Genomic DNA, 26,009 nt, shown 5'->3' with positions numbered 1-26,009 from the left:
GAGAAACCGTCATGGCCAAGCACGTCATCATCGGTGCCGGTTCCATCGGTACCAACGTCGCTCGTCTGCTCGCCGAGCGCGGCGAGAGCGTCCGGATCGTCACCCGCAGCGGCTCCGGCCCCGAGCACCAGCTGGTCGACCGGGTCGCCGCCGATGCGTCCGACCCGTCCCTTCTGACCGAGCTGTCCCGCGGCGCGGAAGTGATCTACCACTGCGCGAATCCACCCTCGTACACGGTGTGGGAGCGCCTGTTGCCGCCCCTGCAGACGGCGGCCATCACCGCCGCCAAGGAGAACGACGCCGTCCTCGCGCTGACCGGCAGCCTTTACGCATACGGTCCGCAGCCCGGTGGCCGGATGAACGAACACACCCCCATGGCCGCCACCGGGCACAAGGGCCGCCTGCGCAGACGCATGTGGGAACAGGCCCTCGCCGGGGGGATCCGCACCGTCGAGGTCCGCGGCTCCGACTACATCGGCAAGGACGCCAACGGCATCTACTCCCTGCTCATCAAGTCGGCCCTGCAGAAAGGAAAAGCCGCCTGGATCACCGGCCACCTGGACATGCCGCACACCTTCACCTTCAACGGCGACATGGCACAGGCCCTCGTCACGCTGGCCTCGGAAGAACGCGCGTGGGGCCGGCCCTGGCACGTGCCGTCCCCGCCGGCCGTCACCATTCGCGAGCTGGCGCGGCGCTACGCCGTCGCGGCAGGCCGCCCGCCGGTCAAACTGATCCAGATACCGCGCTCCGTGACGCGTACGGCCGGACTGATCGTGCCGATCGCCCGCGAGATGGCCGAGATGGACTACCAGTGGTACGCGCCGTTCCACATGGACGCGACGGAGACCGCCGAGACCTTCGGCCTGACGGCCACCGACCTCGACGCCGCCGTCCGCAACGAGGTCGGCTGAACCCTCACCTCCACACCGACAGGCCGACGGCACGAGCGCCGACACCGGGAACGTCCGTGGTCACGGCACTGGACATCATGCTCAGCGCCACCGTGGCCAGGCCAGGCCCTCTCGCAACCAGATCAGCGCCTCCTGCTGCTCGGCACCTTCCAGGTCTGCAATGCCGGTGACGGTCAGCATCATGCTCTGCAACCGGCTTTGCACCGTACTGGCCGACCAGCACAGCCAGCGGCTGCTCACCGTGCCCGCCGCGCACCACAGCGGAACCAGCTGCCGGTGGCTGCGGTGGATCTGCGCTTACAGCCAACCCATCCGCCGTCCACGATGCCGTTTCGCACCGACCAATTGAGCAAGGTGGCGTCCGCGGCTTCCCGCCTTCACGGTCCGACGTTCAAGTCCTATGCCTGGCGGGCTCGTCCCGCAGATCCTTTCCGCTGTCTCTCTGATGCCTTCCCGGTGAAATCTAGGACCGGAGCTGACCTAGATGACGATTAGCGTCATCCCCCGTTGAGGCACTCGCACCCCAGGAGGCAGTCAGATGTCCGTCAAGCCGGTTCCCCAGGGCTACCACACCGTGACCCCGTGGATCACTGCCTCAGAATCCAACCTCGGCTGACGCCAGGAGCGAGAAGAGGACGGCCAAGATGGTCGCGTGGCGAACGAAAACTTGCACACCTTGCCGACCACACTGCATGCGAAGATCAACGATGAGCACGGGCGGTTACTGCGCGTCCTACTCCCGGCTTTTTCACTGCCGAGGATCTCGAGAACGACCTGGCCGCAAGGGCAAACCTCTCCCCAAGTCGGTGCGGTAGCTGATCGAGTCTGTGAACGACAGCCTCAGCTGGGACGCAGGACGGGCTCGGCCCGTTCAAAGGAGGCTATTCTTCTGGGCGAACCAGTGACCGAGGTGAAGGAGCCACCGCAGCCCTTTTCTGCGCCACCACCGCCCAGGCACAGACAGGCAACTACTCCGCAAACATGGATATTGAATCACCATGCCGCTGCTGCGCCCCTCTTGAACCTTCGCCGTACGGTGTGCGGCTGGTGCGACCCCTGCGGTGAACTGCATTGACGCCCTGGGAACGCTCCGCTCGGAGCTCAGGGACGGTTCGTCCCGCAGCCGCTCCACCTGGCGGCGCAGCACCGCCACTTCACGCTGCAGTTGCCGGACCTCGTGCCGCCGCTCCACCGGCTCACTCGCGAACTGCCGGGAGTAATTGCGGGCGTGCGCCAGTTGCTCCCGCTGCCCGGAGGCGGCCGCCCGTGCCTCATCACGCTCCGTCTCGGCAGACTCCGCCCGCGCGCGGACATCGCCGAACTCCCGCCGCAGTTCGCCCAGCTGATCGGCGAGCTCCGTCAGCTCTTCGCTGGTTGCCAGGCGCCACTCCTCGCTGCGGGTGCGCTTATCCCTGACCCGCTCGTACTTCCTCGATCCGGCACAACGCGCGGTTGCCCGGGTGCGGGCCAGTCTTCTGCGCCGCGCGGCGCAACGCGCTGAGCTCCGCGCCCTCCTCCCGCGACAGCGGGAATCCACGGCCCTACAGGAAGGTCCCGAACTTCTCGACGAAGTCGGCCGGAGCGACCCGCTCCCCGCTCAGATACCGCGAGGCCGTGGACGGCGCAACGATTGCGGCTTTGGCGAGAGCGCTCTGTGTGGCCCCCTGCTCAAGAACGGCCCGTATCGGGGCGCGCAGCTTCGCCGCACAGGCCACGGTCCTGTGTGATCCGCTCGTCCCTGGTCACGTCGCCCCCATTTGCTTCTCCCCCGGACAAGCAATGTTACTTATAGTTGCCATATCGCCACAAAATGCGAAGGTTCGGTAAGGCAGCCATCGTTTCCTCGTGTCACTCTCGCGCCCGCACTGCTTTCCAGCGCCGAGATCCAGCCGACACGGTCGCGAAGAACAAATGCCCTGATTGCTCCTTTCATCCCGACGCTGGCTCCCCGGCCAACGGGGCGTTTCCCAACGCTGACGTCAGCCGCCGACCGCACGCCCTCGCCACCTCCCCATGCCGCCTGCCTGGCCTGGCCTGGCCTTCGCAAGGGGTCCGCCTCAGCGCCTGCTGACCGGTGCGTGTCGTGCCCGCCGAAGGCAGGCCGTTTGCCGAAAGGGTGCACCGCGGTGAGAAACTGGTGAAGGCCGTCGTCCCACCGGCCCCGTTCATCGGGCTGGAAGGGTCGCTCGCGCTGGTGTCGTTCCTTCGGGCTGAGTCCTGTGGTCCCCCGGTGACATGTGTATCGAGCCGCGGGCCCCGTCGGGCCTGCATTTGCAAGGGATGGGTCATGACGGACGAATTGAACAGCGACGGCCCTGGGCTGTGTCGACGGATATGACGGCACAGGATCTGGCCAGGGCGCTGAGCGAGTTGCTTGAGGCCAGTCACACCGCGCCGTTCGAGCAGGTGCCCCTTCTGCTCGATGCCGCGGCGGTAAGGGCCGGTGCGGGCGGGGCGCGGCTGTTCGTGGCGGATCTTCAGGAGGAGCTGCTGCGGGAGGTCACCGGCATCGGCCTGAGTGCCGGCAAGGGCGGGCAGGAGCACCGTATCGAGGGCACATTGCCGGGCCGCGCGTACCAGATCACCGAGATCGTCTCACCGGCCCGCGGCGGGGCATGCTGGGTGCCGGTGCTCGACGGCACAGAACGTCTGGGCGTCCTGCACGTCGAACCTGGCCCCGGCGACGGGGACAGGCCCGATGAGGAGGTGATGCGGGCGCTGGCGTCGATGGCCGGGCTCCTGCTGGTCTCCAAGCGGGCCAACAGCGACTCCCACGCCCGGCTGACCCGGACCCGGCCGATGGGCGTGTCGGCGGAACTGCAGTGGAGCATGATGCCGCCGCGGACCTTCTCCGACCAGCGGGCCACCGTCAGTGCCTTCATGGAACCGGCCTACCAGGTGGCCGGGGACGCCTTCGAGTACGCGCTGGCCGGTGACGTCCTGCACCTGGCGGTCTTCGACGCCATGGGTCACGACACCTCCGCGGGCCTGACCGCCGCTCTCGCGATGGCCACCTGCCGCAGCTACCGCCGCGTCGGCGCCACCATCCCCGAGGCCAGCACGGCCATCGAAAACACCCTGGTCGAACAGTTCGGGCACAGCCGCTACGCCACCGGCATCCTCGCCGACCTGGAACTGGACACCGGCAAGTTCACCTGGGTCAACCGCGGCCACCTGCTTCCGGTGCTCATCCGCGGCGGCCGCTGGGCCAGCACGCTGTACTGCCCGCCGGCCGGCCCGATGGGCAGCGGATTCAACCTGCCGGTCACGCAGCGCACCGAACAGCTGGAACCCGGCGACCGGCTGCTGCTGTTCACCGACGGCATCATCGAAGCCCGCGACAGCGACGGCCGGGAGTTCGGCGTGCAGCGTTTCACCGACTTCATCATCCGCCACCACGCCGACAACCTGCCCGTCGCCGAAACCCTGCGCCGCCTCATGCACGCCGTTCTCGACTACCACCAAGGACGACTGGCAGACGACGCCACCGTCCTGTTCTGCGAATGGCACGGCACCACGGACACGCACACAGTCTGACGCCTCGACCAGCCGCCCTCCCCACCCCGCGCACGCCAACCGCCGCTCCCAGCCCATGGCAAGCAAGAAGAGCGGTGCGTGCAAGTACCCAGGTACACGTTTACCGTCGGAGGTGTCCCCGCCTGCGGGGCGCGCATGACGGGAGTGAGTGCGATGAGTGATCTGGCGTGGGTGCCGCAGTCCTGCACGCTGCCCGCCGAGGAGAGGACCCTGCGGGTCGCCGAGTGGGACACGTTGTTCGCCGAGCGGCTGACCTCGCTGTCCCGACCCGCGCCGCTCCGCCTGTGCTTTGACCTGGCAGGCGGGCCGGGCGTCGAGGATCGGGTGCGGGATCTGGTGGAGCGCGAGAGCGGCTGCTGCTCGTTCTTCACGTTCACCATCAACGTCGTCGAAGACCAGATCGGGCTGGACATCACGGTGGACCAGGCGCACGCGGCAGTGCTGGACGCGCTGGCCCTACGGACCGCTGCCGCCGGGGAACAGCGGTAGCACGGGCCTGCGCAGCGGGCAGGTTGCCCTGTCCGCCAAGCACTCCACCTCCGCGTCGCGCGGGGGTGAAGCCACCGGCAGCAACCTTGTCGTGGTCGAGCGCCCGGAGCGGTGGGTGAGGCCGACAGCAGCCGATCTGCCGCACCGGCGATGACCTACCACGCCGAGCCGGGCTCGTCGGACATAGCGGCGCCGACCCGGCCAAGAGCTGCCGCGGAACTGCGCACCGACCGGGGACCGGTCGGTGCGGACCCGGTCTACCGGTTCGCGGCTTCGCGAGAGGCGATCCGGTTCGTGCGACCGGCCGCGCGGCCCACCGCGTTGCGTATCGCGAGGCCATGCCGGGTGCGGGGCACCATGAGCCTGGAGAGCAGACCGACGCGTCGCTGCCGCGGACCTACCTCACGGCGGAGCCGCGACTCGTAGGCGGCGAAGGCGCGGGCGTGATCGCCGGGATGGGCGGCGAGTTCCTCGGCGAGGGCGTACGCGCCCGCCATCGCCATGCTGGACCCGTCGCCCAGCAGGGCTGTCGCCGCCGCCGCGTCCCCGAGCAGTACGACCCGTCCGCGGGACCACGAGGGCACCCGGACGGTGGTCAGGGGGTCGAAGAACGGAGCCGGGTGGTCGAGGTACGCCGCCACGAGTTCCGGTGCCCGCCACCGCACGCCGGCGTAGGCGTCGGCCACAGTCTGCTTGTGAAGGGCGATGTTCTTGCGGTCGTGGGGCGCCGGCTGTGCGGCCCGGAAGGTGAAGATCGCGAGCGGAGTGGTCCGCGAGGGGTGGACGACCAGCATCCGGTTCGGCACGGTCAGCATCGTCATCTCGCTCGGGTCCTCGATGGCGTCGGGTTCCAGCGGCACGGTGGCGCCGTACAGGCCGAGGTCGCTCGCGAACTGCCGCTCGGGTCCGAATACCAGGCGCCGTACGGTGGAGTGCATCCCGTCGGCACCGACCACCAGGTCGAAACGCCGTGGCGCGGACCGCCGGAAGGTGACGTCGACCCCGCCTCCGTCCTGGTCGAGAGCGGTGACCGTGTCGTCGAACAAGAATTCGGCTTCGGTCTGCGCCGACCGGTGGAGCACCTCGGACAGGTCGGCTCGGGTCACCTCGACCGTCGGCGCCTCGTCCGAGGCGAGCAGGAGTTGCAGGATTCGCCTGCCGCCGGGGTCGAGCAGCGTCAGCGACCGGTTGCGGGTGGCGAGCCCGCGGAGCTGCGGGAGGATGCCCATGCGGTCGGCGACCGGGATCGCGGGCCCCTTGACGACGATCGCGCTACCGCCGGAGCGCAGCTGCCGGGCATGTTCGACGACCGTCGGCCGGTAGCCATTCCGGGAGAGCCAGTACGCGAGTGCGGGCCCTGCGATTCCGGCACCGACTATCAGCACCTCGGGCTTCTTCATGACGATGACCTCTCGGAGTCTCGATGACCAGGTCCCCGGCGAGTGCCGGGGGGCCGGGCCTCAGGGCGCGGCGGCACGGGGCAGCGCGACCGGAACCAAGGTACGAAGAATTTCGTACCTCAGTGGAGCACATCCTTCAGGTACGATTCAAGTCGTACCTGAAGGGGGTGCCGCGTGCCCGGGAAGAACCTGGTCGGCCCGGAGGCCGATGCGCTCGATCTGGGCGCGGTGTTTCGCGCCCTCGCCGACGAGCACCGTCGTTCGGTGATGACGCAGTTGGCCGCCGACCGCAGCGACAACGAGCGGGGCTGCAACTCGTTCGATCTTCCGATCTCGAAGCAGACCCAGACCCACCACTTCCGCGTCCTGCGCGAGGCAGGTCTCGTCGACGAGATCGACTACGGCAACCGCAAGGGCATCCGGCTACGACGCGCGGACATCGAGAAGAGATTCCCCGGGCTCCTCGCGCTCCTGGGAGCAGAGCCTCCGAGCGGTACCGCTCCTCGCTGAGCACAGGCGAGGGTTGGGGCCCGGCCGAAGGGTCGGACGTGCTGGAAGGTGCTTCGTCTGGTCCTGGGTCGGCTGGCCCGAGTCAGCCCACCCCGGCCAGTGGCCAGGTCGACCGGCCGAACCGTCCTCGTCGCAGGGCCGGCGACAGGTCCATCCAGTCAACGCCCGCCAGGCAGCCGGGACGCCGGTGGCTGCTGCGACAGTCCGGAGCCAGGAGGTCGCACAGGGACCGGCCGTGCGCCGGGCACTGTTCCGCGAGCCTCCCGATGAGGATCTCTCCCGAGACGAAGCAAGTGTCGGGGTCGCCACGCCCTCAGGTACGCCGGAAGACAAGGCGCGCGCCTCGGCTGCGTCGCGCTCCTCATCCTCGGACGCTTAGTCGACCGCCACGGCGGCGATCTCCATCAGGTGAGCCAGCCAAGAGTCCGGCTCGTACGGGTAGGCCGTGGTGTGCAGGGTGTGGGTCTTCAGATTTCCTGTCCGGGGCAGGCGGTACTCGGGCCGGACTGTCCAGTTCAGCGCCGGCACTCGCGGATCTCAAATTCGGCCGGGGGTACCAGGCATGGGAACGAGGCCCGGTCCTGGCTGCCTGAGTATCTGCGTTCGAACCTCGTTCGCACACGCCAGAGGGTCCTCCGACCCGTCAGACCGAAAGTGCGCCGTTCGTGAAGCCGTCACCCTGACCGTTGCCGATGTGCGAACCGCTGGCCGCTGCGTCATCGCCTACTTCGTCGCGCGGTTATCCCGTGGCCGACGAAGAGAACGATCCCAAGGATGCTGAGGCCAACCCCGGCGTAGCCGACGAGTTCACCCCGGGCTTCGTTCTTCTTCTCCTCGTCGTAGCTGACGCTTCCGCCGCCGCTGAAGCTTGTGCACCACTGACCTGGTCTCATCGGGCTGCCGTCGCACTCGACGGCGTTTCCGTTCATGACCGCCTCGGCGTTGATGAAAAACATGACCAGGCCGACGATGAACAGAACATGGGCCAGAACCTTGAGATATCCACGAGTCGGCATTCCCCCACCCTTGCAGGGCTGATGCTCGTCACGCATCCGAGGTTCAGAAACAAGCTCCATCCCACGCTTCGGGCGTCGAAAAGGGCGCGGGGCCGGCGCCTGGCGCTCCGGGAGCACGCCGCCGCGTACAACCTTCGTACGGTCATGACGTTCGACCAGAAGGTCGAGGCAGCCGCCGCGTTCACAGAAGAGCTGCCCTGAGCGGCAGCCGAGCTGTACATGAAGGACGTCCGGACGTCGACCTGGGCCGCTGCGGACAAGCTGTCGACGTCCTCGATCGACGCCGAGTCCTACGAACTCGAGGCCGACCACCACGTACCCCTGAACCACGTCTGGTCGACGTGGCTGTGCGGCGACCACCTCGTCTCCGAACGGCACGAGGTCCGGGTGTACTCCAAGACGGATCGGGACTGCTGACCGGCTGGGTGGCCAGTGTCGACGCCGCTCAATGGCGCCACGAGGTCCAGCGGATCACGGAGGCCCTCGGGCCGATCGGTGACGAGCACTCCTGGTCCAACGACCCCGAGCGGCGCCGTATGGCCGGGATACCTGAGGACGTGCAGTTCGCGACCAGGCCAAGGCCGTTTCCGGGACAGCCGGTTCCACGCTTAATTGCGAGGCGTGTTTGCGGCCGACTCAGCGGATCGTCGGAGCTGGTGGCGCGACCACTTCGCGCAGCTCGGCGGCGGCCTGAGCCATGAGCTGAGCGAGGGTGGTGTCCGGCTCGGCTAGCCAGCGGGGCATGGCCCGCCGGTGGATCGCCAGTACCACGTCAATGATGAAGCGAGCTTTCCCGGGCTCGACGCCGCGGCGCTCGAGCGCCGGTGCCAGCGCGTCGCCGATGTCGGCGAGCTTGATCAGATCGCGCTCGGCCAGTGCCGGGTTGGCGGCGATCACTCTTCCCCGGCGCAGCAGGAACTCGCGTGGACGGAAGATCTCCTCGGCGGTTCCCAGCGCGGTCAGCAGCGCCTCGATCGGGGTGAGGCCCGGGTCGGCTGCCTCGACCTGGGCGACGAGGTGGGCCTCGAGTTCGTTGCCGGCGAAGAGGACTTCCCGCTTGTCGGGGAAGTAGCGATAGAAGGAGCGCTCCTTCAGACCGGCGGTGCTTGCGATCTGCGCGACCGAGGTGCGCTCGAACCCCTGCGTCTCGAACAGCTCGAGCGCCGCGTGTTCGAGCCGGCCCTGTGCGTCTGATTCCCATCGCGGCATACCCACAGCGTACGACAACAGGAGCTGTTATCAACTGATACGGTCAATGACAACAGATGCTGTTATCAGCCGGGAGATCGTCATGAAGGCTCTTCAGTTCGACCGCTTCGGTTCCCCGGACGTGATCTTGCTCCGCGACGTCCCACAGCCGGAGCCGGGACCCGGCCAGATCCGGATCGCTGTGCGGGCGTGCGGCCTGACGCCGGCCGACTGGCACGTCGTCGACGGTCTCCTCGCCGACCATCTGCCGCCGCTGCCGCGCGGTCTCGGCCTCGAGGTCGCGGGTACCGTCGACGCGCTCGGCGAGGGCGTCGACGGCGTCCGAATCGGCGACCGTGTGTTCGGCCCGGCCACCTTCGACGGCCCGACGGCCGGCGCTGCCGAGTACGCACTGATGCCGGCCTGGGCACGCATTCCCGAGGGCGTAACCGCCGAGCAGGCCGCCGCGCTGCCGATGGCGGCCGAGACGGCATGGCGCGCGCTCGACGACCTTGGAGTTCAGCCGGGTGAGCTGCTGCTCGTCCATGGCGCGGGCACCACCGTAGGTGAGGCGGCGGTGCGCTTCGCGCTGCACCGGGGTATACGGGTGATTGCCACAGCCGGGCCGACTCGGGCCGCCGCCCTGGAAGAGATCGGCGCCCGGGTGACCGCCTACGGCGAGGGCATGGCTGAACGCGTCAGCGCCCTGACCCCAGGCCCTGTGGACCGCGCCCTGGACACCACGCCTGCCGGGGGCCGGATCGACCGCGTCGACCAGCCCAGTCCGGCCGGCGGCTCGCTACCGACCTTGATCGGGCTGACCGGAGATCCCGGCCGTGTCCTCACCGTCTCGGACTTCGCCGCCGCAGCCGAACTGGGCGTCCGGATCACTACCGAGATCCGCTACGACCAGATGAATGAGTTCGCCAGGCTCGCCGGCGAAGGCATCCTGGTCGTACCGGTCGCCCGCACCTACACCCTCGAACAGATCCAGGAAGCGGCCAAGCTCAGCCAAGCCCGGCGCCCCGGCGGCAAGCTCATGCTCGTCCTGTGATCACTTTGCCGGCCTGGTCAGGCGGAAGAAGTTCACACACACCGATGATCACACGGCGACCGCACCCGTTCCCGACCAGGATCCCTACTAACCCCGCATCCCCGAAGCAGCCCCCTCATGACCCTCGGTATCACCGGTGGTCGCGGTGGAACGCCCACTCCCCCGGAAGGACAACCCCATGAGTTCGCCGCAGGGTATCGAAGTCCCTGACGCCCTGGTCGCGTCATACACGAGGAACGGTGGTGAACAGGAACGGACGTGGATCGCCCGGCTGCCCGCGCTGGTGGCGGAGCTGCTCGACCGATGGGAACTGGAGCGCGACGGCGGCATCGCGTCCGGCGAGGCATCACTGGTTGTGCCGGTGCGCCGCACGGACGACACCCGCGCCGCGCTCAAACTCCAGATGCCCCGCGAGGAGACGACCGCCGCACTGATCGGGCTGCGGGCGTGGAACGGCGACGGCATCGTGCGGCTGCTCGACCACGACCCGCAAAGCAGCGCCGTACTGCTGGAACGCCTGGACGGCTCACGCACCCTGGCTTCCGTCGAGGATGACGACGTGGCCATGAGTACCTTGGCCGGACTGATGACCCGGCTGCACTCCGTCCCGACGCCCGAGGGCCTGCACGGCCTCGGTGACGTCGCGCGCGACATGCTGGCGTCCGTGCCGACGGCCGTCGCCGCCATGCCGGACCCCGAGGACCGGCGGCGACTGCGCAGCTGGGCATCGGCAGTCACCGAGCTGGTCGGCGAGCCCGGCGACCGGATGCTGCACTGGGACCTGCACTACGACAACGTGCTCGCTGCCGAGCGCGAGCCATGGCTGGCCATCGACCCCGAACCCCTCATCGGCGACCCGGGCTTCGACCTGTGGCCGGCGCTGGACACAGGCTGGGAGAAGCACCACGCCGCCGGGGACACTCCCCGGGTGGTGCGGCGCCGCTTCGATCTGCTGACCGAGGCGCTCGGGCTGGACCGCCAGCGCGCCGCCGGCTGGACCCTGGCCCGGCTGCTGCAGAACACACTGTGGGACATCGAGGACGGGCGAATCACCATCGACCCCTCCCAAACCACCGTGGCCGAGGCGCTGTCCCGCCACTGAACACTGCCTGCGGTGAAGAAGCCGATGACGTGCCCGACACCGGCCGGGCCGAAGGACGCCGTCGTACGCACCCCGGGTCATTCCGAGGCGGGCAGGGGGCGATGCCCAAGAAAGATGTACGCGCGCCCGGCGCACTTGCTTCAGCGGCCGTCGTCGTGGGCCGGGACCTCGTCCTCTCGGTGCAGGACCAGGTGTTCGTGGTAAAGGACGCCATTGCGGACGTCTCCGGTAGCGGTGAAGCCGGTGTCGTCGACGTACTCGAGGTGGTCGCCGGTGACGGTGTAGTTGCCCGTGTACGCACTCCGCCGGGTGCCGCGGGCTTCGTCGTAGCGGCCGTTGGACAGCAGTTCCTGGCGGATGTGTCCGTCGGCGGTGACCCACATGCCGACGTAGGGGTGCGGGACGGGAGAAGGGGTGTCATGCGTATTCATGACATCCACGTTCGCCCGTGTCACCTCCGGGTACCAGGCCGCGGATCTCCTGGGTGTGCAGCACCCAGGCTCAGCAGTGGGCGGCGTTCAGGATGCGTCCGCCGCCGCAGCGTCGACCGGCGTGAGGATCCAGTCAGAGAACTCCCGCACGAGATGGGCCTCTTGATCCGTAACGGGCTGCGGCCTCGCAGGTCTGCTCGTGAACAGCGCCCTCGATCCGGCCAAAGAACGCGATCTCAAGGTGCTCCCCTGCTGCCCCTTCGTCCGCAGCTGGATGATCAAGCATCCGGAGCACATGGAACTGGTTTCGCAACAGGACCGCGCGCGCTTCGCGTTGTGTCCGACCAGCAGCCGGACCGGCCACGCCCTGCGGAGGCGCCGTCGGCACGTGCGGGTGCCAGGCGCGGGTCAGGCACCGGCACCCGCACCGGCACCGGCACCGGCACCGGCACCCAGGACGTAATCACGGGAGGCAGCGACCTCCTCGCGCAGGGCGGCGAGGTCGACGTCCAGGAGTAGCCCGCCCCACTTGCGCACCTGGCCTGCGACGAAGACGGTGTCGACGTTGCGGGCGTCGGTACCCAGCACCAGCGTGCCCACCGCGTCGTTCAGCGGCATGTTGTTGACGTCCTCGGCGCGGATGACGAGTACGTCGGCCTGCTTGCCCGGTGTCAGCGAACCCGTCACCTCGCCCAGCCCGTTCGTCCGGGCCCCTTGCAGCGTGGCGAAGTCCAGCACGTCGGACGTGCTGATCCGGCGCGGCTCGGCATCCGTCCCGTAGGCGGCGTTCACCGCGCGCATCCGCTGGATCGCGTGCAGCGCCCGCATCTGGGTGAACATGTCGCTGGCCAGGGCGACCTCCACATCGATGCTGAGCCCTGGCCGCACTCCGGCCGTCAGTGCCTCGTCGATCGCGGGGATGGCCGACTCCAGGCCGATCTGCGCGTCCGAGGTGGGCGCCAGCGCGATCGTCGTCCCGCTGTCGCCGATGGCCCGCCACGCGTCCGGGGTCAGACCGGTGGAGTGGATGAGCGTCAGGTCCGGGCCCAGCAGCCCCTGCCGCTCCCACTCCAGGATCGCCTGCGACGACGCCGGCCCGAAGACCGCGTCCACGCTCACCGCGACACCCAGCTCGCGGGCCGCCGCAGCCAGCCGCGGGCCGTACTCCAGGTCCGGGCCGGCGATCTCACCCGTCGCCAGAGCTGCGATGCGGAAGGTGAGCAGGCGGTTGCCGTGCTCCTTCTGCAGCCGCCCCACGTCCGCGGGCCACTGCTTGTCCCAGTCGCCGAAGTGTGGGGCCATCGCCGCGTGCACGCCCCGGATACCCGAGTCCACCAGCGCCCGCACCGCGGCGTCGGAGTGAGCGGCCGTGCGCGAGTTGTGGGAGAAGTCGAGCATGGTGGTGATGCCGCTGTCGAGCGCCGTCAGGGCCGCCAGCCGGGTGCCGACGTACATGTCGTGCGGCCGGTACACCGGCGCGTACCCCAGCAGGGTGGTGGTGACATAGCCGCCCAGGTCGTCGACGTCCGGCATGACGCGGCGCAACTGCGTTTCCCAGGCGTGCCGGTGGGTGTCCACGAACCCCGGCGCCACGATGCAGCCCGACGCGTCGATCACCACCGCGTCCGTCTCGGCGCCCTGCGATCGCAGGTCCTCACCCACCGCGGCGATCACGTCGTCCTCCAGCAGCACATCACCGGTGGGCAGCACACCCAGTGACGGATCCATCGTGACCACCGTGGCACCCGTGAGCAGAACACGTCGGCCACGGTCACCGGCCGAAGCGCGCAGCCGGTCCAGCAGGCCCTTGCGTACGGAATCGTCGAGGTACATGGCACACATCCATTCTCGAAGGGGAAGGAGACCGCCGACCCCCGAAACGGTTCGGCGCTGCAACCACAGTCGTCGCCCCCGCATCCCCACACCAGGCCGCCGTTCACCTGGGAACGCCGCACCCAGGAAGACGACGGCCGGTTCTCGGACGCCGAGCGATCGCGGCCCCGCGGGTCAGATCGTGCCAGGACAACGTCCTCCGCGACGCCATGGACGCCGCTCTCCAGGGCATAGCAGCCCAGATCACCGACCAGAGGTCCGGTAGGCGCGTCGACGCGCGAGCCGGTGTGCATCGTCCACCGCATCCCGTCGAGCTGGACCGCCTGCGAACGCGGTTCTGGGCGGTCGAAGTACGTGTCAGTCGGCCTGGAGACCGACCGCCAGCGTCAGTTCAAGGACCCGGTGTGGCGATGCGAGATCCGGAAACAGCTCTCGTAGCTGCGACATCCGGTACCGGACCGTCTGGGGATGGACGAACAACGCCGCCGCCACCTCCTCCCGCCTGCCCTGGTGCAACAGCCACGCCCGCAACGTCTCCTCCAGCCGCCGTGCGGTCGCGTCGGGCAAGGTCCGCAATGGCGCGAGGGCTCGGGCACGCAGGTCTGCGAACGCGTCCACATCCGCGCTCAGCACCAGCTCGGGCAAGTGGTCCTCGGTGTCGCGAATGTCGGGCGAGAGGGAGCGCGCGCGTATGGCTCGTGCGTACGAGGCGCTCGCACGGGTCCATGGCCGGGCCGGGCCGACCACGGCGGTGCGGCCGGTCAACTGCCGCAAGAGGTGCGGCCGGTCGGCATCGGGGACGAGCAACACACCCGTGGCGTCCGGCAGATCGTCGAGGACGAGGGTGCTCGGGTCGAGCGCGCGGTAGGCTGGCCGGGCCTGGGCGGCGGGCAGCAGAACCGCGGTCAGCGAAACCGGAGGCTGCCACCCGGCCCGTTGCGCGGAGGTCAGCAGCACATCCGGGCTCGCGCCGGCGAGGAGGTCGCGGGCCAGGTGTTCCAGGTGGCGCTCGTGGGCCCTGCCCCGGGCGGCCAGTTCGTCGGCGTGGCCCGCGGCGCTGGCGGCGGACAGCTCGTCGATGTAGGCGAAGGTCAGCTCGGCGAACTTGGCGACGTCGGTGGCGGGCAGACCCGCGGGTACGGCACCCGCTGCCAGGCACCGCCAGGCCACGCGGGCGCCGACGCGGTAGGCGCTGAGCAGAGCGTCCATCGAACGGCCGTCGCGCACCTCGCCGCGGCCCAGTTCGTAGGCTGCGTCACCGGCGTCACCGCCTGTGGCGTTCCCGCTCGCGAGGTCCAGGTAGTGCCCCAGAGCGGTACGGACGGCTCGTCGGATGGTGCCGCCCATGCGGCCCGAAAGGGCGTTGGCGTAGGAAGGGACCTCGTCGATGATCGCCTGGACGACCTCCTCGGCGGTGGTCCTCAGCGCGGCCCGCAGCGCGGTGACCGTCGTCTCGTCGAGGGCCAGCTCGCTGGCCTTCCGGATTGCATGGTTCACGTTTTGTTCCCTGCGAACAATTCAGCCGACCAGATTCACATCCTGCGGTCAGGACTTTACGCCCTGTGGCGCAGCAAGCTGGAGTCATGACGAGTACCGCCCTACGCAGCAGAGCGTGGAAACTGCTGGAGATGGTCACGACGCCACTGCTGCCGTCGGACTACCTCGACCTGGTCAGCCCGCTGCGTGCGAGCGCCGACCTGCGTGGGCGCATCGAGGCCGTGCACCCCGAGACGGGTGACGCCGCGACTGTCGTGATCAGGCCGGGACGGGGGTGGCGCGGCCACACAGCCGGTCAGTACGTGCGGATCGGGGTCGACGTCGACGGGGTGCGCCTGTGGCGGGCCTACTCCATCACCTCGCCGACGAACCGCCGGGACGGCCGCCTCACGATCACCGTGAAGGCGATCCCGGACGGCAAGGTCAGCAACCACCTGGTCCGCAGGGCGAAACCGGGCACCCTGATCCAGCTCGACCAGGCGACCGGTGACTTCGTGCTGCCGCAGGCCAAGCCCGCCAAGGTGCTCTACCTGACGGCCGGCAGCGGCATCACACCCGTGATGGGCATGCTGCGCGACAGCGAACTCGACGACGTCGTCATGGTCCACTGCGCGCCACAGCCGCACGACGTGATCTTCCGCGACGAACTGCACGGCCTGGTCGCGGACAAGAAGCTGCGGCTCACCGAGGTGCACACCCACACCGACGGCATGCTCGACATCGCCCGTCTCGGCGAACTCGTGCCCGACTGGGCCGAGCGCGAGACCTGGGCCTGCGGGCCCGCGGGCCTGCTCGACGCCGCCGAGAAGCACTGGGCCGAGCACGGCGTGCAGGAGCGCCTGCACACCGAGCGCTTCCGCCCCAGCATCGTCGTCGCCGGCGACGGCGGTGGCGAGGTCACGTTCAGCGCCACCGGCAAGACCGTCGACGCCGACGGCGCCACGCCGCTGCTGGACATCGGCGAGGAGGCCGGCGTACTCATGCCCTCCGGGTGCCGCATGGGCATCTGCTTCGGCTGCGTCACGCCCCTCAAGACCGGCGCCGTCCGCGACCTGCGCACCGGCGAGATCACCGAGGCCGAGCCGGGCGTCCTCATCCAGACCTGCGTGTCCGCAGCGGCGGGCCCATGTGACATCGAACGGTAGGAGCACCTTGACCGCCATCGACCCCACCGCCCACCTGACCGCGGAGCAGATCGAGGAACTCGGCCGCGAACTGGACGCGATCCGCGACGAGGTGATCGCCGACCGCGGCGAGAAGGACGCCGCCTACATCCGCAAGGTCATCTCGGCGCAGCGCAAGCTCGAACTGGTCAGCAGAGGCGTGCTGCTGTTCTCGATCTTCCCGCCCGCGTGGCTGCTCGGCACCGCCGGTCTGTCCGTGGCGAAGATCATGGACAACATGGAGATCGGTCACAACGTCCTGCACGGACAGTGGGACTGGATGCGGGACCCGAAGATCCACTCCACCACCTGGGAGTGGGATCACGTCTCACCGTCCGAGCAGTGGAAGCACTCGCACAACGAGCTGCACCACACGTACACCAACGTGATCGGCAAGGACAACGACCTCGGCTACGGCATCATGCGCGTCGACGAGGACCAGAAGTGGCACCCGTTCCACCTCGGCCAGCCGTTGTGGAACTTCATCAACGCCTGCTTCTTCGAGTACGGCATCGCGGCGTACGACCTGGAGCTCGGCAAGAACCTGCACAAGCGCCGCCGCAACAACCCGGAGTTCCGCGCGCGGGCCAGGGCCGTGGGCCGCAAGATCCGCAAGCAGGTGCTCAAGGACTACGTGATCCACCCGCTGCTGTCGGGCCCGTCGTTCCTCAACACGCTCGCCGCCACGTTCACCGCGAACCTGGTACGCAACCTCTGGTCCCACTCGGTGATCATGTGCGGGCACTTCCCCGAGGGCGTGCAGGTCTTCGAGCGCCGGTCGATCAAGGGCGAGACGCGCGGCCAGTGGTACCTGCGCCAGATGATGGGCTCGGCGAACATCAGTGGCAGCAAGGCCATGCACTTCATGACCGGCAACCTGTCCCATCAGATCGAGCACCACCTGTTCCCGGACCTGCCGAGCAACCGGTACGCCGAGGTCTCGGTGAAGGTGCGCGCGCTGTTCGAGAAGTACGAGCTGGAGTACGTCACCGGGTCGCTGCCCAAGCAGGTGTTCTCCGCGTGGCACAAGGTCTTCCGGCTCTCGCTGCCGAACAAGAAGCCGAAGGCCAAGACGCCGGAGCGCGAGCAGGAGCTTCTCGCGGCCTGATTCCTGGCACCGGTGCCCTGCGTGCTCGGCGTCCACCACGTCCTTCAGCAGTCCCGCGGCCACCGACACCAGTCCTCGTCAGGAGCCGCCCGCAGGAGGGGGCCTGCCCACCCAGCAGGCCGCCCGCCAACCCACGCCCCCCTACCCGGGCGCCGTCCCGGACGAGGGCCGGCGCGGTGACGTACGGAGCAGCGAGCGGACACCGGCGAGGGGTCGGGACGCCGGCTGTCGCGGGTCCAGGCGCAGCAGCACGTCCAGCGCACCCGGGCCGCGGCGGCCTGTTCGGCGCAGCCGGACAGCAGGTCCTGGCCGACCGGCGCGGCCCAAAACGTCAAGCGCTGATCGCAAGGCCATTCTCACCCTGGAGCGGCGACGCTGAAGAGGCCCACTGATGCCGGCAGCGTCACAGGTGGCCTCTTACTCGTCGGGCAGAGGCCCATGCCGCACAGCGGTACCCAGACAGTTGAGGCCATGCCCGCGCGGCCACGCGGCTCGACAGCACCCAGAGGTGCGGACGCCGCCCCGCGGGAGCACCCTGCGGATTTCTTACCTGTTCCGCTTGCTTGGAGTGCACGCCAGGGCCATAGCGTCGAGGGCATGCCGGTATCAACAGAGTCTCGCCGGTGTCCCGCACGACCAACGCGAAAGACGGCAAGTGGCAGACAAGCAATTCACCACGCACGCAGAACTCTTCGATCTGCGCGGAAAGCGCGCGCTCGTCACCGGTGGCACCAGAGGCATCGGGATGATGATCGCGCGTGGCCTCCTCCAAGCGGGCGTCCGCGTGGTCATCAGCTCACGCAACGCAGAAGCGTGCGCCCAGGCGCAGGAACAGCTGTCCCCATTCGGTGAGGTGCGGGCCATCCCCGCCGACCTGTCCCGTCACGACGAGTGTCGGCGGCTGACCGACCTCGTCACCGCCGACTCGGAGCGTCTCGACATCCTCGTGAACAACGCGGGCGCCCTGTGGGACGAGCCGCTGGAGACATTCCCGGACGCGGCCTGGGACACGGTCGTCGACCTCAACCTGAAGTCGCCGTTCTGGCTGGTCCAGGCGCTGCTGCCCGCACTTCGCAAGGCGGGCACCGCCGACGATCCCGCGCGGATCATCAACATCGGCAGCATCGCCGCCATCCACATCCCCCAGCGGCCCAACTACTCGTACTCCAGCAGCAAGGCGGGACTGCATCACCTCACCAGAGTGCTCGCCAAGGAACTAGGACCGCAGCACGTCACGGTGAACGCCGTGGCACCCGGACCGTTCCCGTCGACGATGATGGCTGCGACCCTCGATGAGTTCGGCGAGGCGATCGCGGCGTCGGCGCCACTGCGCCGGATTGGCCGCGACGACGACATGGCGGGTGTCGCCGTGTTCCTCGCGAGCCGGGCAGGCGCATACCTCACGGGCACTGTGATCCCCGTCGACGGCGGCATCGCCACAACCGCGTAGACCGCCTGAAGGCGATGCCGTGACTTCGGCTCGCCTTGTCGCCCCGTACCCGATCCGGCCGGCTGCGCGGGCGGCCCGCGTCGCGGCGCCGAAGGCGTAAGCCGTCCGGCACGGGTGCGAACATCGGCCTGTCGCCCGCTGGCCCGGCGAGGTCAGCCAGTGCAGCGGAGGAGTCCGGTCGCCGGAGAGCGCCGACGGGAGTGCCGTTCACTGTGTGCTGCAGTCCGGCGCGGACGAAGTCGCGAAAGCGCAGCGGCGCGAGATAGGAGTGGCAGGAGGCGCGCGACGAGCTGACGACGCCGGTGCGGCTGCCTGCCGGTGCCGGCCGTCGACTGCGTGCGATCGTTGCCCCTACCGGTCTGTAGCCGGAGCAGATCCTGGCCCAGCTCGCCGACCGGGTGCGTATCGACGACACCAGAGCCCGAGGCGCCTTCACCCCACAGTGATCAGGGATGCTGCGAGCCATCAGGCAATGATCCACGATTCCCTGAATTCATGAAGTTGTGTACTGTCGTGGTGTGCTGACTGTTGCCTCCGACATCGAGGTGCTGGCCCGCTTCGGCCGCGCGCTCGCCGACCCGATCCGCTGCCGCATCCTGCTCGCCCTGCGCGACGCCCCGGCCTATCCGGCCGACCTCGCCGACGCCCTCGGCATCTCCCGCACCCGGCTGTCGAACCACTTGGCGTGCCTGCGCGACTGCGGCCTGGTCGTCACCGTCCCGGACGGGCGCCGCACCCGCTACGAGCTGGCCGACGAGCGGCTCGGACACGCGCTGGACGATCTGCGCACCGCCGTGGTCGCCGTCGAGAGCGACCGCACCTGCGCGGACGCCGACGACAAGGGCTGCTGCTGATGACCGCGGACCTCTCCATATCCCTCGCTCCCGGCCCGGCCCGCCGCGAAGCCCTGGCCAGGCGGATACGGCTGCTGGTCGCCGCGACCATCACCTACAACGTCATCGAGGCGATCGTCGCCATCACCGCCGGCACGATCGCCTCCTCCACGGCCCTGATCGGCTTCGGCCTCGACTCGGTCATCGAGGTCTCCTCCGCCGCCGCGGTCGCCTGGCAGTTCTCCGCCCGTGAGCACGCCGTGCGCGAGGCCCGCGAGAAGACCACCCTGCGGATCATCGCCGTCTCCTTCTTCACGCTCGCCGCATACGTCACCCTCGACGCCGCCCGCGCCCTGACCGGCACCGGCGAGGCGGAACGCTCCATCCCCGGCATCATCATCGCCGCTCTTTCCCTGGCCGTGATGCCGTTCCTGTCCGCAGCCCAGCGCAAAGCCGGACGCGAACTCGGCTCCGCCAGCGCCATCGCCGACTCCAAGCAGACGCTGCTGTGCACCTACCTCTCCGCCGTCCTCCTGGTCGGCCTGGCACTCAACGCCACCCTTGGCTGGTCCTGGGCCGACCCGATCGCCGCCCTCCTCATCGCCGCCATCGCGGCGAAGGAAGGCCGCGACGCCTGGCAGGGCAAGGGCTGCTGCGCCCCCACGGCCACGGTTGCGGCAGAGCCGTCCACCGACGCGAACGCCTGCGGCTGCCACCCCGGCTGCGACTGCTGCTGAACCCTTCCACCCACCACAAGGGCCTAGGCACCGAGCCGAGTTCGGTGCGGCAGGGGACCGGGCCTTTCGCCGTGGTGGCACTCTGGTCGCGGCCCGCCGCCGCATGCGATGCTGCCAGCGCCCAAGACGAGGAGGCTTACGTATGGTCTATGCCGAGCCCATGGCGATCAGCGTCGTACAACCGGCGGTACGCGAACTGATGACACGGTGCTCGCCCCATCATGAACTCGACGACACCGTCACCCTGGGCGGCGACGGCTTCACCTTGTGCGCCCACATCCGGGTGCGGCAGACGACGAATCATCAGGCGAAGGTGTCGCTGGCCTGCTGGGCCGTCAGCACCGATACGGCCCGCTATCTCGGCGGCAACCCGCCGACAGAGGACGAATACCGGCTCGCCCCGCACGGCACGGCCACCGCGGACGAGGACTTCACCCAGCGGGTGATCGGTTCCCTGGCCACCTGCATGGACGCCCTCAGCCCTCCGCTGCCGGACAGCGACGGCCACCTCGCCATCACTGTCCCCCTCAGCCTTCCCTGACGGCGGGAGCGCGCAGCTCGTCCTCGCCTTGACATCGGCGCGCTCACACGGCGGTACGGTCAGCTCCGGACGCCGGTACGAGCGGCCTGTTCCACTCGGGCGATGAGGCGGCTGTTGTGCGCGGCATGCTGGAACCCCGGGGTGTGGTGGGTCCCGTTGGTGATGTCGCGGGCCAGGCTGGCGTAGACCTCGCCGACGTTGATGGATGCGCCCGTCCAGATGTCAGCGGCGGTGGGTCCGGTGCCGGTGGCGACGGGTCTGTCCGGCGGGTCGAAGTCCACGCTCGACGACAGCGCGAGGTCGCCGACCTGAACGCCCGCAGGGTGCTTGCCGGTCAGCTTCAGCCAGCCGTCCGATCCACGGACCTCCAGGCTGAAGTGGGCGTCCGGCACCGGCACGCCGGCCAGGATCTGCACTCCCACCGGGGCACCGGACGAGGTCTTCACGATGGTGTCGAGATGGTCCGGGACCTCCCGGACGGTCGTCGCGCCGGTGTCGACCAACTTGACTTCCGGCCAGAGGAGTTCCGTGCGGGCGTCGATTTCGGTGATGTCCCCGAGAACGGCTTCGATGACATCCAGAACGTGCGCAGCGGCGATGGTGAGGAAGCCGGCTCCCGCAGCTGTCTTGTCGAAGTACTCGTACGCGCTCACCGACTCAGGTCCGTTTCCGAAGGTGGTCGCGGTGACTCGGGCCGAGAGCAGCGGACCGAGCCGGCCCTGGGTGACGACTTCGGCCGCACGGCGTACCGAGGGGTTCTGCCGGCCCTGAAGTCCGATCGCCGTGTGCAGTGAACCGGTCGAGGCAGCCATTTCTTCGGTCTGCGCCGGGGTCGTGCCGAGAGGGGATTCGCAGTACACGGCCTTATTGGCCGCGAGGGCCGCGAGTACCAGTTCACGGTGGGCCGGCACCTTGACCGCGACGGTGACGAGGTCGATGGACGGATCGTGGATGAGCGCGAACGGATCGGCGAACCAGCGCTTGGCGCCGAAGGTCTCAGCGGCGCGGCGGGCGCTCTCCTCGTGCCGGGTCGCCACGCCTGCCAGGGTGAACTGGGACTGGGCCGCCAGCGCGGGAACATGCGACGCGCCCGCCCAACTGGCCCGAGTGTCGGCGCCGATGATGCCCACCCGAATCTGATTGCTCGACATGCTGCGATACTCCGTTCAACGGCTTGCGACAGCGGTACGGCAATTCCGTACCGCCTATTACGTAGGTCTGTCAGCTGGTACCTGGTCGCGCTCGAGACGCTCTCAGAGGTCGACGGCAGCCATGTCGGCCTGTGCATGGCGGTCGCCGGACGCCGGCCTCAGGCTGTCAAGACGCGAGATCTGATCGACGGTGAGCCGGATGCCGTCAGCACCGCTGTTCTCCTCGAGTCGGTCGACACGCTTGGTGCCCGGAATGGGCGCGATGCCGTCCCCCTGTGCGAGCAGCCAGGCCAGAGCGACCTGCGCGGACGTCGCGCCGACCTCGTCGGCGACCTCGCGGACCTCGTCGGCGATGCGCAGGTTCCGAGTGAAGTTCTCGCCGGTGAACCGCGGGTTCGTACGGCGCCAGTCGCCGGCATCCAGTCCGTCGAGAGAGCGGATGTCGCCCGTGAGGAAACCGTGTCCGAGAGGCGAGTAGGGAACGAACCCGATCCCCAACTCCCGCAGCGTGGGCAGGACCTCGGCCTCCGGGTCACGGGTCCACAGTGAGTACTCGCTCTGGACGGCGGCCAGCGGGTGAATCGAATGCGCCCGGCGGATCGTCGCTGCGGATGCCTCCGACAGTCCGATGTGCAGCACCTTGCCCGCGCTCACCAGTTCCTTCAGCGCTCCCACCGTCTCCTCGATCGGAGTGCGGGGGTCAACTCGATGCTGGTAGTAGAGGTCGATGCGGTCGGTTCCGAGCCGCCGCAGGGAGCCGTCGACAGCCGCGCGGACGTTGGCGGGGGTACTGTCCGGACCCGTTCGCCCGGTGTGGGAGACGAGGCCGAACTTGGTCGCGAGAACCACCTCGTCCCGCCGGGCCCCGACGGCGCGGCCCACCAGTTCCTCGTTGACGTAGGGCCCGTACACCTCGGCGGTGTCCAGATGTGTGACGCCCAGGTCCAGGGCACGACGGATGGTGCGTACGGCTTCCTCCTCGTCGCGGCCCGCGCCTGTGTAGAACGCCGACATGCCCATCGCCCCCAGGCCGATACGCGGCACCTTGAGCCTGCCCAGATACGTGGTCCGCATCCTGGTCCCTCCTTCGGTCGGCCATCTGCGTCACACCTCCCCCTGGACTCGGGGAAAGGTTAGAACTTGACGCGTCAACATCGAAACACATCGTACTTGATGCGTCAAGAAAGGCGGTAGAGTGGTAGACATGGCCACGACGAAGGAACCCGCGAGCGATCCTGCTGAAGGGACGGAGGGGTCCGTGACGGAAGCGTCCGGAACAGAAGCATCCGGAACGGGGAAGCCGGCCGATGCGCCCACCGGGCCGGCCGCCGAGACGCGCTGGCTGAGCCCCGACGAACTGGCGGCATGGCTGGCGAACTCCGCGATCATGATCAGTCTGCCGGCTGCCCTGGACTCGCGGATGCAGCGCGAATCGCAACTGACGTTCTTCGAGTACATGGTGCTGTCGGTGCTGTCCGAGCAGCCGGAACGCACGCTGGGGATGAGCGAACTCGCCGCCAGGACGTCGGCGTCACTGTCACGGCTCTCGCATGTCGTCGGCCGGCTGGAGAAGCGTGGGCTGATCGAGCGGGCTCGGATTCCGGGCCCCGGCAGGCGTACCGTCGCGACGCTGACCGAGGCCGGCCGTCAGGTGGTCGTGGCAGCGGCACCGGGACACGTCGCAGCGGTCCGCGAGTACCTGATGGACGAGCTTGAGCCCCGTGACCTGGCAGCGTTGCGCCGCATCGGCACTGCGGTGGAAGCTGCCATCAACCGTGGGAACGGGCCCTCGCGTCAGGCGTGACAGTGGCGTTGCTTTGGCGCCTTGCAGGGCTTGGGCCGTTCGTGTCGGTATCGCGTCTGGAACGGTCGGGGGTGGGGCCGGGGAACGTGCCCCGGTCGTGGCCGCCTGAGCTGGTCGAGCAGGTCGTTGCCGAGGCGGGTCGCGGGGAGGAGCGCCGCCGCCTTCTGTCGGCATGGTTCTCGGTGGTGTTCCCGCACTCCCCTGGCATGCTCGCGCGAGCCCCGGGCCAAGGTTGCAACAGGTTCCTCCCGTGCTGTAGGCACCGTTCAGCGTCCCACCGAGCCGAGGTGCTTCACAGTGAAGATGGGTAGGGGTTCCCGGTCGCAGAGCGATGAACGTGCGGCGGCAGGCATGCGGCGAAGGAGGAACTGTGGCGCTCGTGGATCAACTGCCCGCTCTGATAGGCGTCGTGGTCGGTACGCTCGGTTCGTACGCGGTACAGAGCTTGACCGAGCGTCGACGGTGGAAGCGGCAGCGGGAGGAGCGATGGGACGAGAAACGCTTCGAGACGTACGGCAGTTACGCCAATGCTCTCAAGGCGCAGCTTCGCCTCACCCAGCGCATCGGCGCCGCCCTGGGATACGCGGACGTGGCCCATCCGTTGTCGCCGGCCGATGGGTTGCCTCTCCTCGCCGACGCGGAGTCCCACCGCGCCACGGAGTGGGAGTCCGTCCTGCTCGTCGGGGACGCGGCGACGATCGCAGCGGCGCGGCGCTGGCACGAGACGATCTGGACCATCGAGTTGCTCGTACGGGAGGAGCCAGTCGACCCCCAGATGTGGACCAAGGCCCATCAGCTGGCGAGTGCGGCACGTGATGCCTTCTACGAGAGCGCGCGGCGTGACCTGGGCATTGCGGGAGATCCGCCACCGTCGGGGCAGTGGCCACGGCCGTGGCAGGCCGAGCTCTCCGGGTGAGTCTCCAATCCCCGCTCCTGCGCCGGCACCAGCCAGTTGCGGACCAGAGCTTCCGTCCCGGTCCCGCTTGTGGCAGCGCCGTGGTGCATGGCCCCGCGCTGACAGTCGGCTGTCCGGGGGCGGCATCCCTCGACGTACCCGCCGGGATCAATCCAGCAGAGCGATCCGGGCGGTGACGCGTTTACCGACCGGCTCCCGCTGGATCTCGAAGCCCTGCGCGACGGCCATGACGATCTCCAGGCCGTGCTGCCCCACCCTGCCGGCGTCAGCGGCCCGGACCGCCGGCAGCACCGGATCGCTGTCCCACACCACCACCTCCACCAGTTCCCCGGCGCCCGTGATCCGCAGATCCATCAGCACCGGCCCACACGCGTACTTGCACGCGTTCGTGACCAACTCGCTGACCACCAGCTGGGTCAGGTCCATCGCTCGCGCCGACACCGGCAGACCGTGCTCCATCCGCACGCCCACGAGGAAATCCGCCGCCCGGTGACGGGCCCGGGCGATGACGGAGCTGTCACCGGTCAGGGCCACACTGTCCCGGATCGGAGGGGCACCGGTCATCACATGGTCCTCACCCTCGTCCTCGGGGCCGGATTTCACCGACTCCACCGTGTCCACCTTCTGCCCCCTTTCCACCCTTGAGCGTGTACCCGGCACCCTCGCCCGCATGTCCCCGCGCAGCGCGGGCTAAAGTACCGAACAGCCGTTCGCCGTCACACCGGGAGAGGCTTTCAGCGCTGATCGAACCAAGCCCTCAGCGGGCCCAGTCGAGGAAACGGGACACGTTGACAGACATCCAGGAACCAGACCGCTCCCGACCGCTGTCGATCACTCGCACCACCGTCAAGGACATCCAGGTCGTCACGCTGCGCGGTGAGATCGACCAGAGCGTCAAAGATGCGTGGCTCAAGGCGCTGCTTCCCGTCGAGGACAGTGCGGCGCCCTGGCGGATCGTGGCGGACCTCAGCGGCGTGACCTTCATGGACTCCACCGGCATCAACACCCTCATCACCGCCCACCAGGCCGCAAGCAGCACCGGGGGATGGCTGCGCATCGCCGGCGCCCAGGAAGCGGTCCAGCGGGTCCTGGGCATCGTCGGCCTCGACCAGCTCATCGACTGCCACCCCGCCCTCGCCCAAGCCCTCAGCGGCTGATCTCCCGGGGTACCCGTGGCGATGCGGCCCCCGACTGCGGGACCCCTCGGTTGCTTCGGTACCGACCGCAGCGGCCAGTGGTCCTCTCGATGGTGACGGTGGGTGATCGCGCCGATCACGAGTCACGGCCTACGGCCCGCCCCCTGGACGGAGGCCAGTCGGCCGGGTGATCCTCCGG

26 protein-coding genes and 2 pseudogenes are annotated in these 26,009 nt (G+C 68.9%); 17 read left to right on the top strand and 11 right to left on the bottom strand.

The genetic code is table 11. From position 1 onward, the window contains the following. The first annotated feature begins 11 nt into the window (after window positions 1-11). Window positions 12-914 (top strand): SDR family oxidoreductase, encoded by a 903-nt coding sequence (locus ACFYXC_RS34910; protein WP_389556353.1) that lies wholly within the window; start codon window positions 12-14, stop codon window positions 912-914. Between the two features lie 81 nt (window positions 915-995). Here ACFYXC_RS34910 and ACFYXC_RS34905 read toward each other — a convergent pair whose 3' ends face one another. Beyond that, the gene (locus ACFYXC_RS34905) at window positions 996-1,154 is read right to left on the bottom strand and encodes a hypothetical protein (protein WP_389556351.1); all 159 of its coding nucleotides are present in this window, start codon (window positions 1,152-1,154) and stop codon (window positions 996-998) included. A 1,301-nt stretch (window positions 1,155-2,455) separates the two neighbouring features. After that, on the bottom strand, window positions 2,456-2,629 hold the full coding sequence (locus ACFYXC_RS34900; protein ID WP_389556349.1) for a helix-turn-helix domain-containing protein: 174 nt from the start codon (window positions 2,627-2,629) through the stop codon (window positions 2,456-2,458). Window positions 2,630-3,248: 619 nt separating this feature from the next. On the opposite strand from ACFYXC_RS34900, the gene ACFYXC_RS34895 reads away from it, so the two are divergent. Both ACFYXC_RS34895 and ACFYXC_RS34890 read left to right on the top strand, forming a co-directional pair. Then, a complete protein-coding gene (locus ACFYXC_RS34895; protein ID WP_389556347.1) occupies window positions 3,249-4,451 on the top strand; it encodes a PP2C family protein-serine/threonine phosphatase in 1,203 nt (400 codons plus the stop codon). A 153-nt stretch (window positions 4,452-4,604) separates the two neighbouring features. After that, on the top strand, window positions 4,605-4,940 hold the full coding sequence (locus ACFYXC_RS34890) for a hypothetical protein (protein WP_389556345.1): 336 nt from the start codon (window positions 4,605-4,607) through the stop codon (window positions 4,938-4,940). A 257-nt stretch (window positions 4,941-5,197) separates the two neighbouring features. Here the strand turns inward: ACFYXC_RS34890 and ACFYXC_RS34885 are convergent, their stop codons facing one another. Continuing rightward, complete coding sequence (locus ACFYXC_RS34885; protein WP_389556343.1) at window positions 5,198-6,340, bottom strand: FAD-dependent monooxygenase; 1,143 nt, start codon at window positions 6,338-6,340, stop codon at window positions 5,198-5,200. Window positions 6,341-6,514: 174 nt separating this feature from the next. Here ACFYXC_RS34885 and ACFYXC_RS34880 point away from each other — a divergent pair, with 174 nt between their 5' ends. After that, the gene (locus ACFYXC_RS34880; protein ID WP_389556342.1) at window positions 6,515-6,850 is read left to right on the top strand and encodes an ArsR/SmtB family transcription factor; all 336 of its coding nucleotides are present in this window, start codon (window positions 6,515-6,517) and stop codon (window positions 6,848-6,850) included. Window positions 6,851-7,225: 375 nt separating this feature from the next. Here ACFYXC_RS34880 and ACFYXC_RS34875 read toward each other — a convergent pair whose 3' ends face one another. Next, window positions 7,226-7,378: a hypothetical protein gene (locus ACFYXC_RS34875; RefSeq protein WP_389556341.1), complete on the bottom strand. Its 153-nt coding sequence runs from the start codon at window positions 7,376-7,378 to the stop codon at window positions 7,226-7,228. Between the two features lie 548 nt (window positions 7,379-7,926). Here ACFYXC_RS34875 and ACFYXC_RS34870 point away from each other — a divergent pair. Next, window positions 7,927-8,250 (top strand): annotated as a pseudogene (locus ACFYXC_RS34870) (helicase); the annotation flags it as partial. A 252-nt stretch (window positions 8,251-8,502) separates the two neighbouring features. Here the strand turns inward: ACFYXC_RS34870 and ACFYXC_RS34865 are convergent. Further along, on the bottom strand, window positions 8,503-9,075 hold the full coding sequence (locus tag ACFYXC_RS34865; protein WP_389556339.1) for a TetR/AcrR family transcriptional regulator: 573 nt from the start codon (window positions 9,073-9,075) through the stop codon (window positions 8,503-8,505). An 82-nt stretch (window positions 9,076-9,157) separates the two neighbouring features. Here ACFYXC_RS34865 and ACFYXC_RS34860 point away from each other — a divergent pair, with 82 nt between their 5' ends. Together ACFYXC_RS34860 and ACFYXC_RS34855 are read left to right on the top strand one after the other, a co-directional pair. After that, window positions 9,158-10,108: an NADP-dependent oxidoreductase gene (locus tag ACFYXC_RS34860; RefSeq protein ID WP_389556337.1), complete on the top strand. Its 951-nt coding sequence runs from the start codon at window positions 9,158-9,160 to the stop codon at window positions 10,106-10,108. Window positions 10,109-10,286: 178 nt separating this feature from the next. Further along, window positions 10,287-11,210, top strand: coding sequence for an aminoglycoside phosphotransferase family protein (locus ACFYXC_RS34855; RefSeq protein WP_389556336.1), 924 nt, complete (start codon window positions 10,287-10,289; stop codon window positions 11,208-11,210). Between the two features lie 140 nt (window positions 11,211-11,350). On the opposite strand, the gene ACFYXC_RS34850 is transcribed toward ACFYXC_RS34855, so the two are convergent. Then, entirely contained in the window at window positions 11,351-11,641 is a 291-nt protein-coding gene (locus ACFYXC_RS34850) for an Atu4866 domain-containing protein (RefSeq protein WP_389556334.1), read from the bottom strand. Between the two features lie 184 nt (window positions 11,642-11,825). Here ACFYXC_RS34850 and ACFYXC_RS34845 point away from each other — a divergent pair. Continuing rightward, window positions 11,826-12,104 (top strand): annotated as a pseudogene (locus ACFYXC_RS34845) (GNAT family N-acetyltransferase); the annotation flags it as partial. Here ACFYXC_RS34845 and ACFYXC_RS34840 read toward each other — a convergent pair. Together ACFYXC_RS34840 and ACFYXC_RS34835 are read right to left on the bottom strand one after the other, a co-directional pair. Then, the gene (locus tag ACFYXC_RS34840) at window positions 12,050-13,474 is read right to left on the bottom strand and encodes an amidohydrolase family protein (RefSeq protein ID WP_389556333.1); all 1,425 of its coding nucleotides are present in this window, start codon (window positions 13,472-13,474) and stop codon (window positions 12,050-12,052) included. The pseudogene ACFYXC_RS34845 and the gene ACFYXC_RS34840 overlap by 55 nt on opposite strands. 357 nt (window positions 13,475-13,831) lie before the next feature. Continuing rightward, complete coding sequence (locus tag ACFYXC_RS34835; protein ID WP_389556331.1) at window positions 13,832-14,971, bottom strand: PucR family transcriptional regulator; 1,140 nt, start codon at window positions 14,969-14,971, stop codon at window positions 13,832-13,834. Window positions 14,972-15,057: 86 nt separating this feature from the next. Here ACFYXC_RS34835 and ACFYXC_RS34830 point away from each other — a divergent pair, with 86 nt between their 5' ends. From ACFYXC_RS34830 to ACFYXC_RS34805, 6 genes are all read left to right on the top strand, one after another. After that, window positions 15,058-16,116, top strand: coding sequence for a ferredoxin reductase (locus ACFYXC_RS34830; RefSeq protein ID WP_389556329.1), 1,059 nt, complete (start codon window positions 15,058-15,060; stop codon window positions 16,114-16,116). Between the two features lie 7 nt (window positions 16,117-16,123). After that, window positions 16,124-17,242, top strand: a complete 1,119-nt coding sequence (locus ACFYXC_RS34825; protein WP_389556328.1) for a fatty acid desaturase family protein — start codon at window positions 16,124-16,126, stop codon at window positions 17,240-17,242. Window positions 17,243-17,897: 655 nt separating this feature from the next. Beyond that, window positions 17,898-18,692 carry an SDR family oxidoreductase gene (locus ACFYXC_RS34820; protein WP_389556326.1) on the top strand — a complete coding sequence of 265 codons (795 nt, stop codon included), beginning with the start codon at window positions 17,898-17,900 and terminating at the stop codon, window positions 18,690-18,692. 518 nt (window positions 18,693-19,210) lie between these two features. Beyond that, entirely contained in the window at window positions 19,211-19,546 is a 336-nt protein-coding gene (locus ACFYXC_RS34815; RefSeq protein WP_388923401.1) for an ArsR/SmtB family transcription factor, read from the top strand. Beyond that, complete coding sequence (locus ACFYXC_RS34810) at window positions 19,546-20,262, top strand: cation transporter (protein ID WP_389556324.1); 717 nt, start codon at window positions 19,546-19,548, stop codon at window positions 20,260-20,262. Before ACFYXC_RS34815 ends, ACFYXC_RS34810 begins: the two co-directional genes overlap by 1 nt. A 142-nt stretch (window positions 20,263-20,404) precedes the next feature. Further along, window positions 20,405-20,803 (top strand): hypothetical protein, encoded by a 399-nt coding sequence (locus ACFYXC_RS34805; protein ID WP_389556322.1) that lies wholly within the window; start codon window positions 20,405-20,407, stop codon window positions 20,801-20,803. A 59-nt stretch (window positions 20,804-20,862) separates the two neighbouring features. Here the strand turns inward: ACFYXC_RS34805 and ACFYXC_RS34800 are convergent, their stop codons facing one another. Next, complete coding sequence (locus ACFYXC_RS34800; protein ID WP_389556320.1) at window positions 20,863-21,954, bottom strand: Gfo/Idh/MocA family protein; 1,092 nt, start codon at window positions 21,952-21,954, stop codon at window positions 20,863-20,865. 102 nt (window positions 21,955-22,056) lie between these two features. Then, window positions 22,057-23,028 carry an aldo/keto reductase gene (locus tag ACFYXC_RS34795; RefSeq protein ID WP_389556318.1) on the bottom strand — a complete coding sequence of 324 codons (972 nt, stop codon included), beginning with the start codon at window positions 23,026-23,028 and terminating at the stop codon, window positions 22,057-22,059. A gap of 130 nt (window positions 23,029-23,158) precedes the next feature. Here ACFYXC_RS34795 and ACFYXC_RS34790 point away from each other — a divergent pair, with 130 nt between their 5' ends. Together ACFYXC_RS34790 and ACFYXC_RS34785 are read left to right on the top strand one after the other, a co-directional pair. After that, complete coding sequence (locus tag ACFYXC_RS34790) at window positions 23,159-23,758, top strand: MarR family winged helix-turn-helix transcriptional regulator (RefSeq protein ID WP_389556316.1); 600 nt, start codon at window positions 23,159-23,161, stop codon at window positions 23,756-23,758. 370 nt (window positions 23,759-24,128) lie between these two features. After that, complete coding sequence (locus ACFYXC_RS34785) at window positions 24,129-24,674, top strand: hypothetical protein (RefSeq protein ID WP_388923418.1); 546 nt, start codon at window positions 24,129-24,131, stop codon at window positions 24,672-24,674. Between the two features lie 147 nt (window positions 24,675-24,821). Here the strand turns inward: ACFYXC_RS34785 and ACFYXC_RS34780 are convergent, their stop codons facing one another. After that, a complete protein-coding gene (locus ACFYXC_RS34780; protein WP_389556315.1) occupies window positions 24,822-25,295 on the bottom strand; it encodes an ATP-binding protein in 474 nt (157 codons plus the stop codon). A gap of 167 nt (window positions 25,296-25,462) precedes the next feature. Here ACFYXC_RS34780 and ACFYXC_RS34775 point away from each other — a divergent pair, with 167 nt between their 5' ends. Continuing rightward, the gene (locus ACFYXC_RS34775; protein ID WP_389556313.1) at window positions 25,463-25,831 is read left to right on the top strand and encodes an STAS domain-containing protein; all 369 of its coding nucleotides are present in this window, start codon (window positions 25,463-25,465) and stop codon (window positions 25,829-25,831) included. Window positions 25,832-26,009 lie beyond the last annotated feature (178 nt).

This window comes from Streptomyces sp. NPDC002701 (assembly GCF_042889045.1).
Taxonomy (GTDB): Bacteria; Actinomycetota; Actinomycetes; order Streptomycetales; family Streptomycetaceae; genus Streptomyces.
Note: the sequence above shows the minus strand (reverse complement) of the source record. Positions and strands in the feature narration are given on the sequence as shown.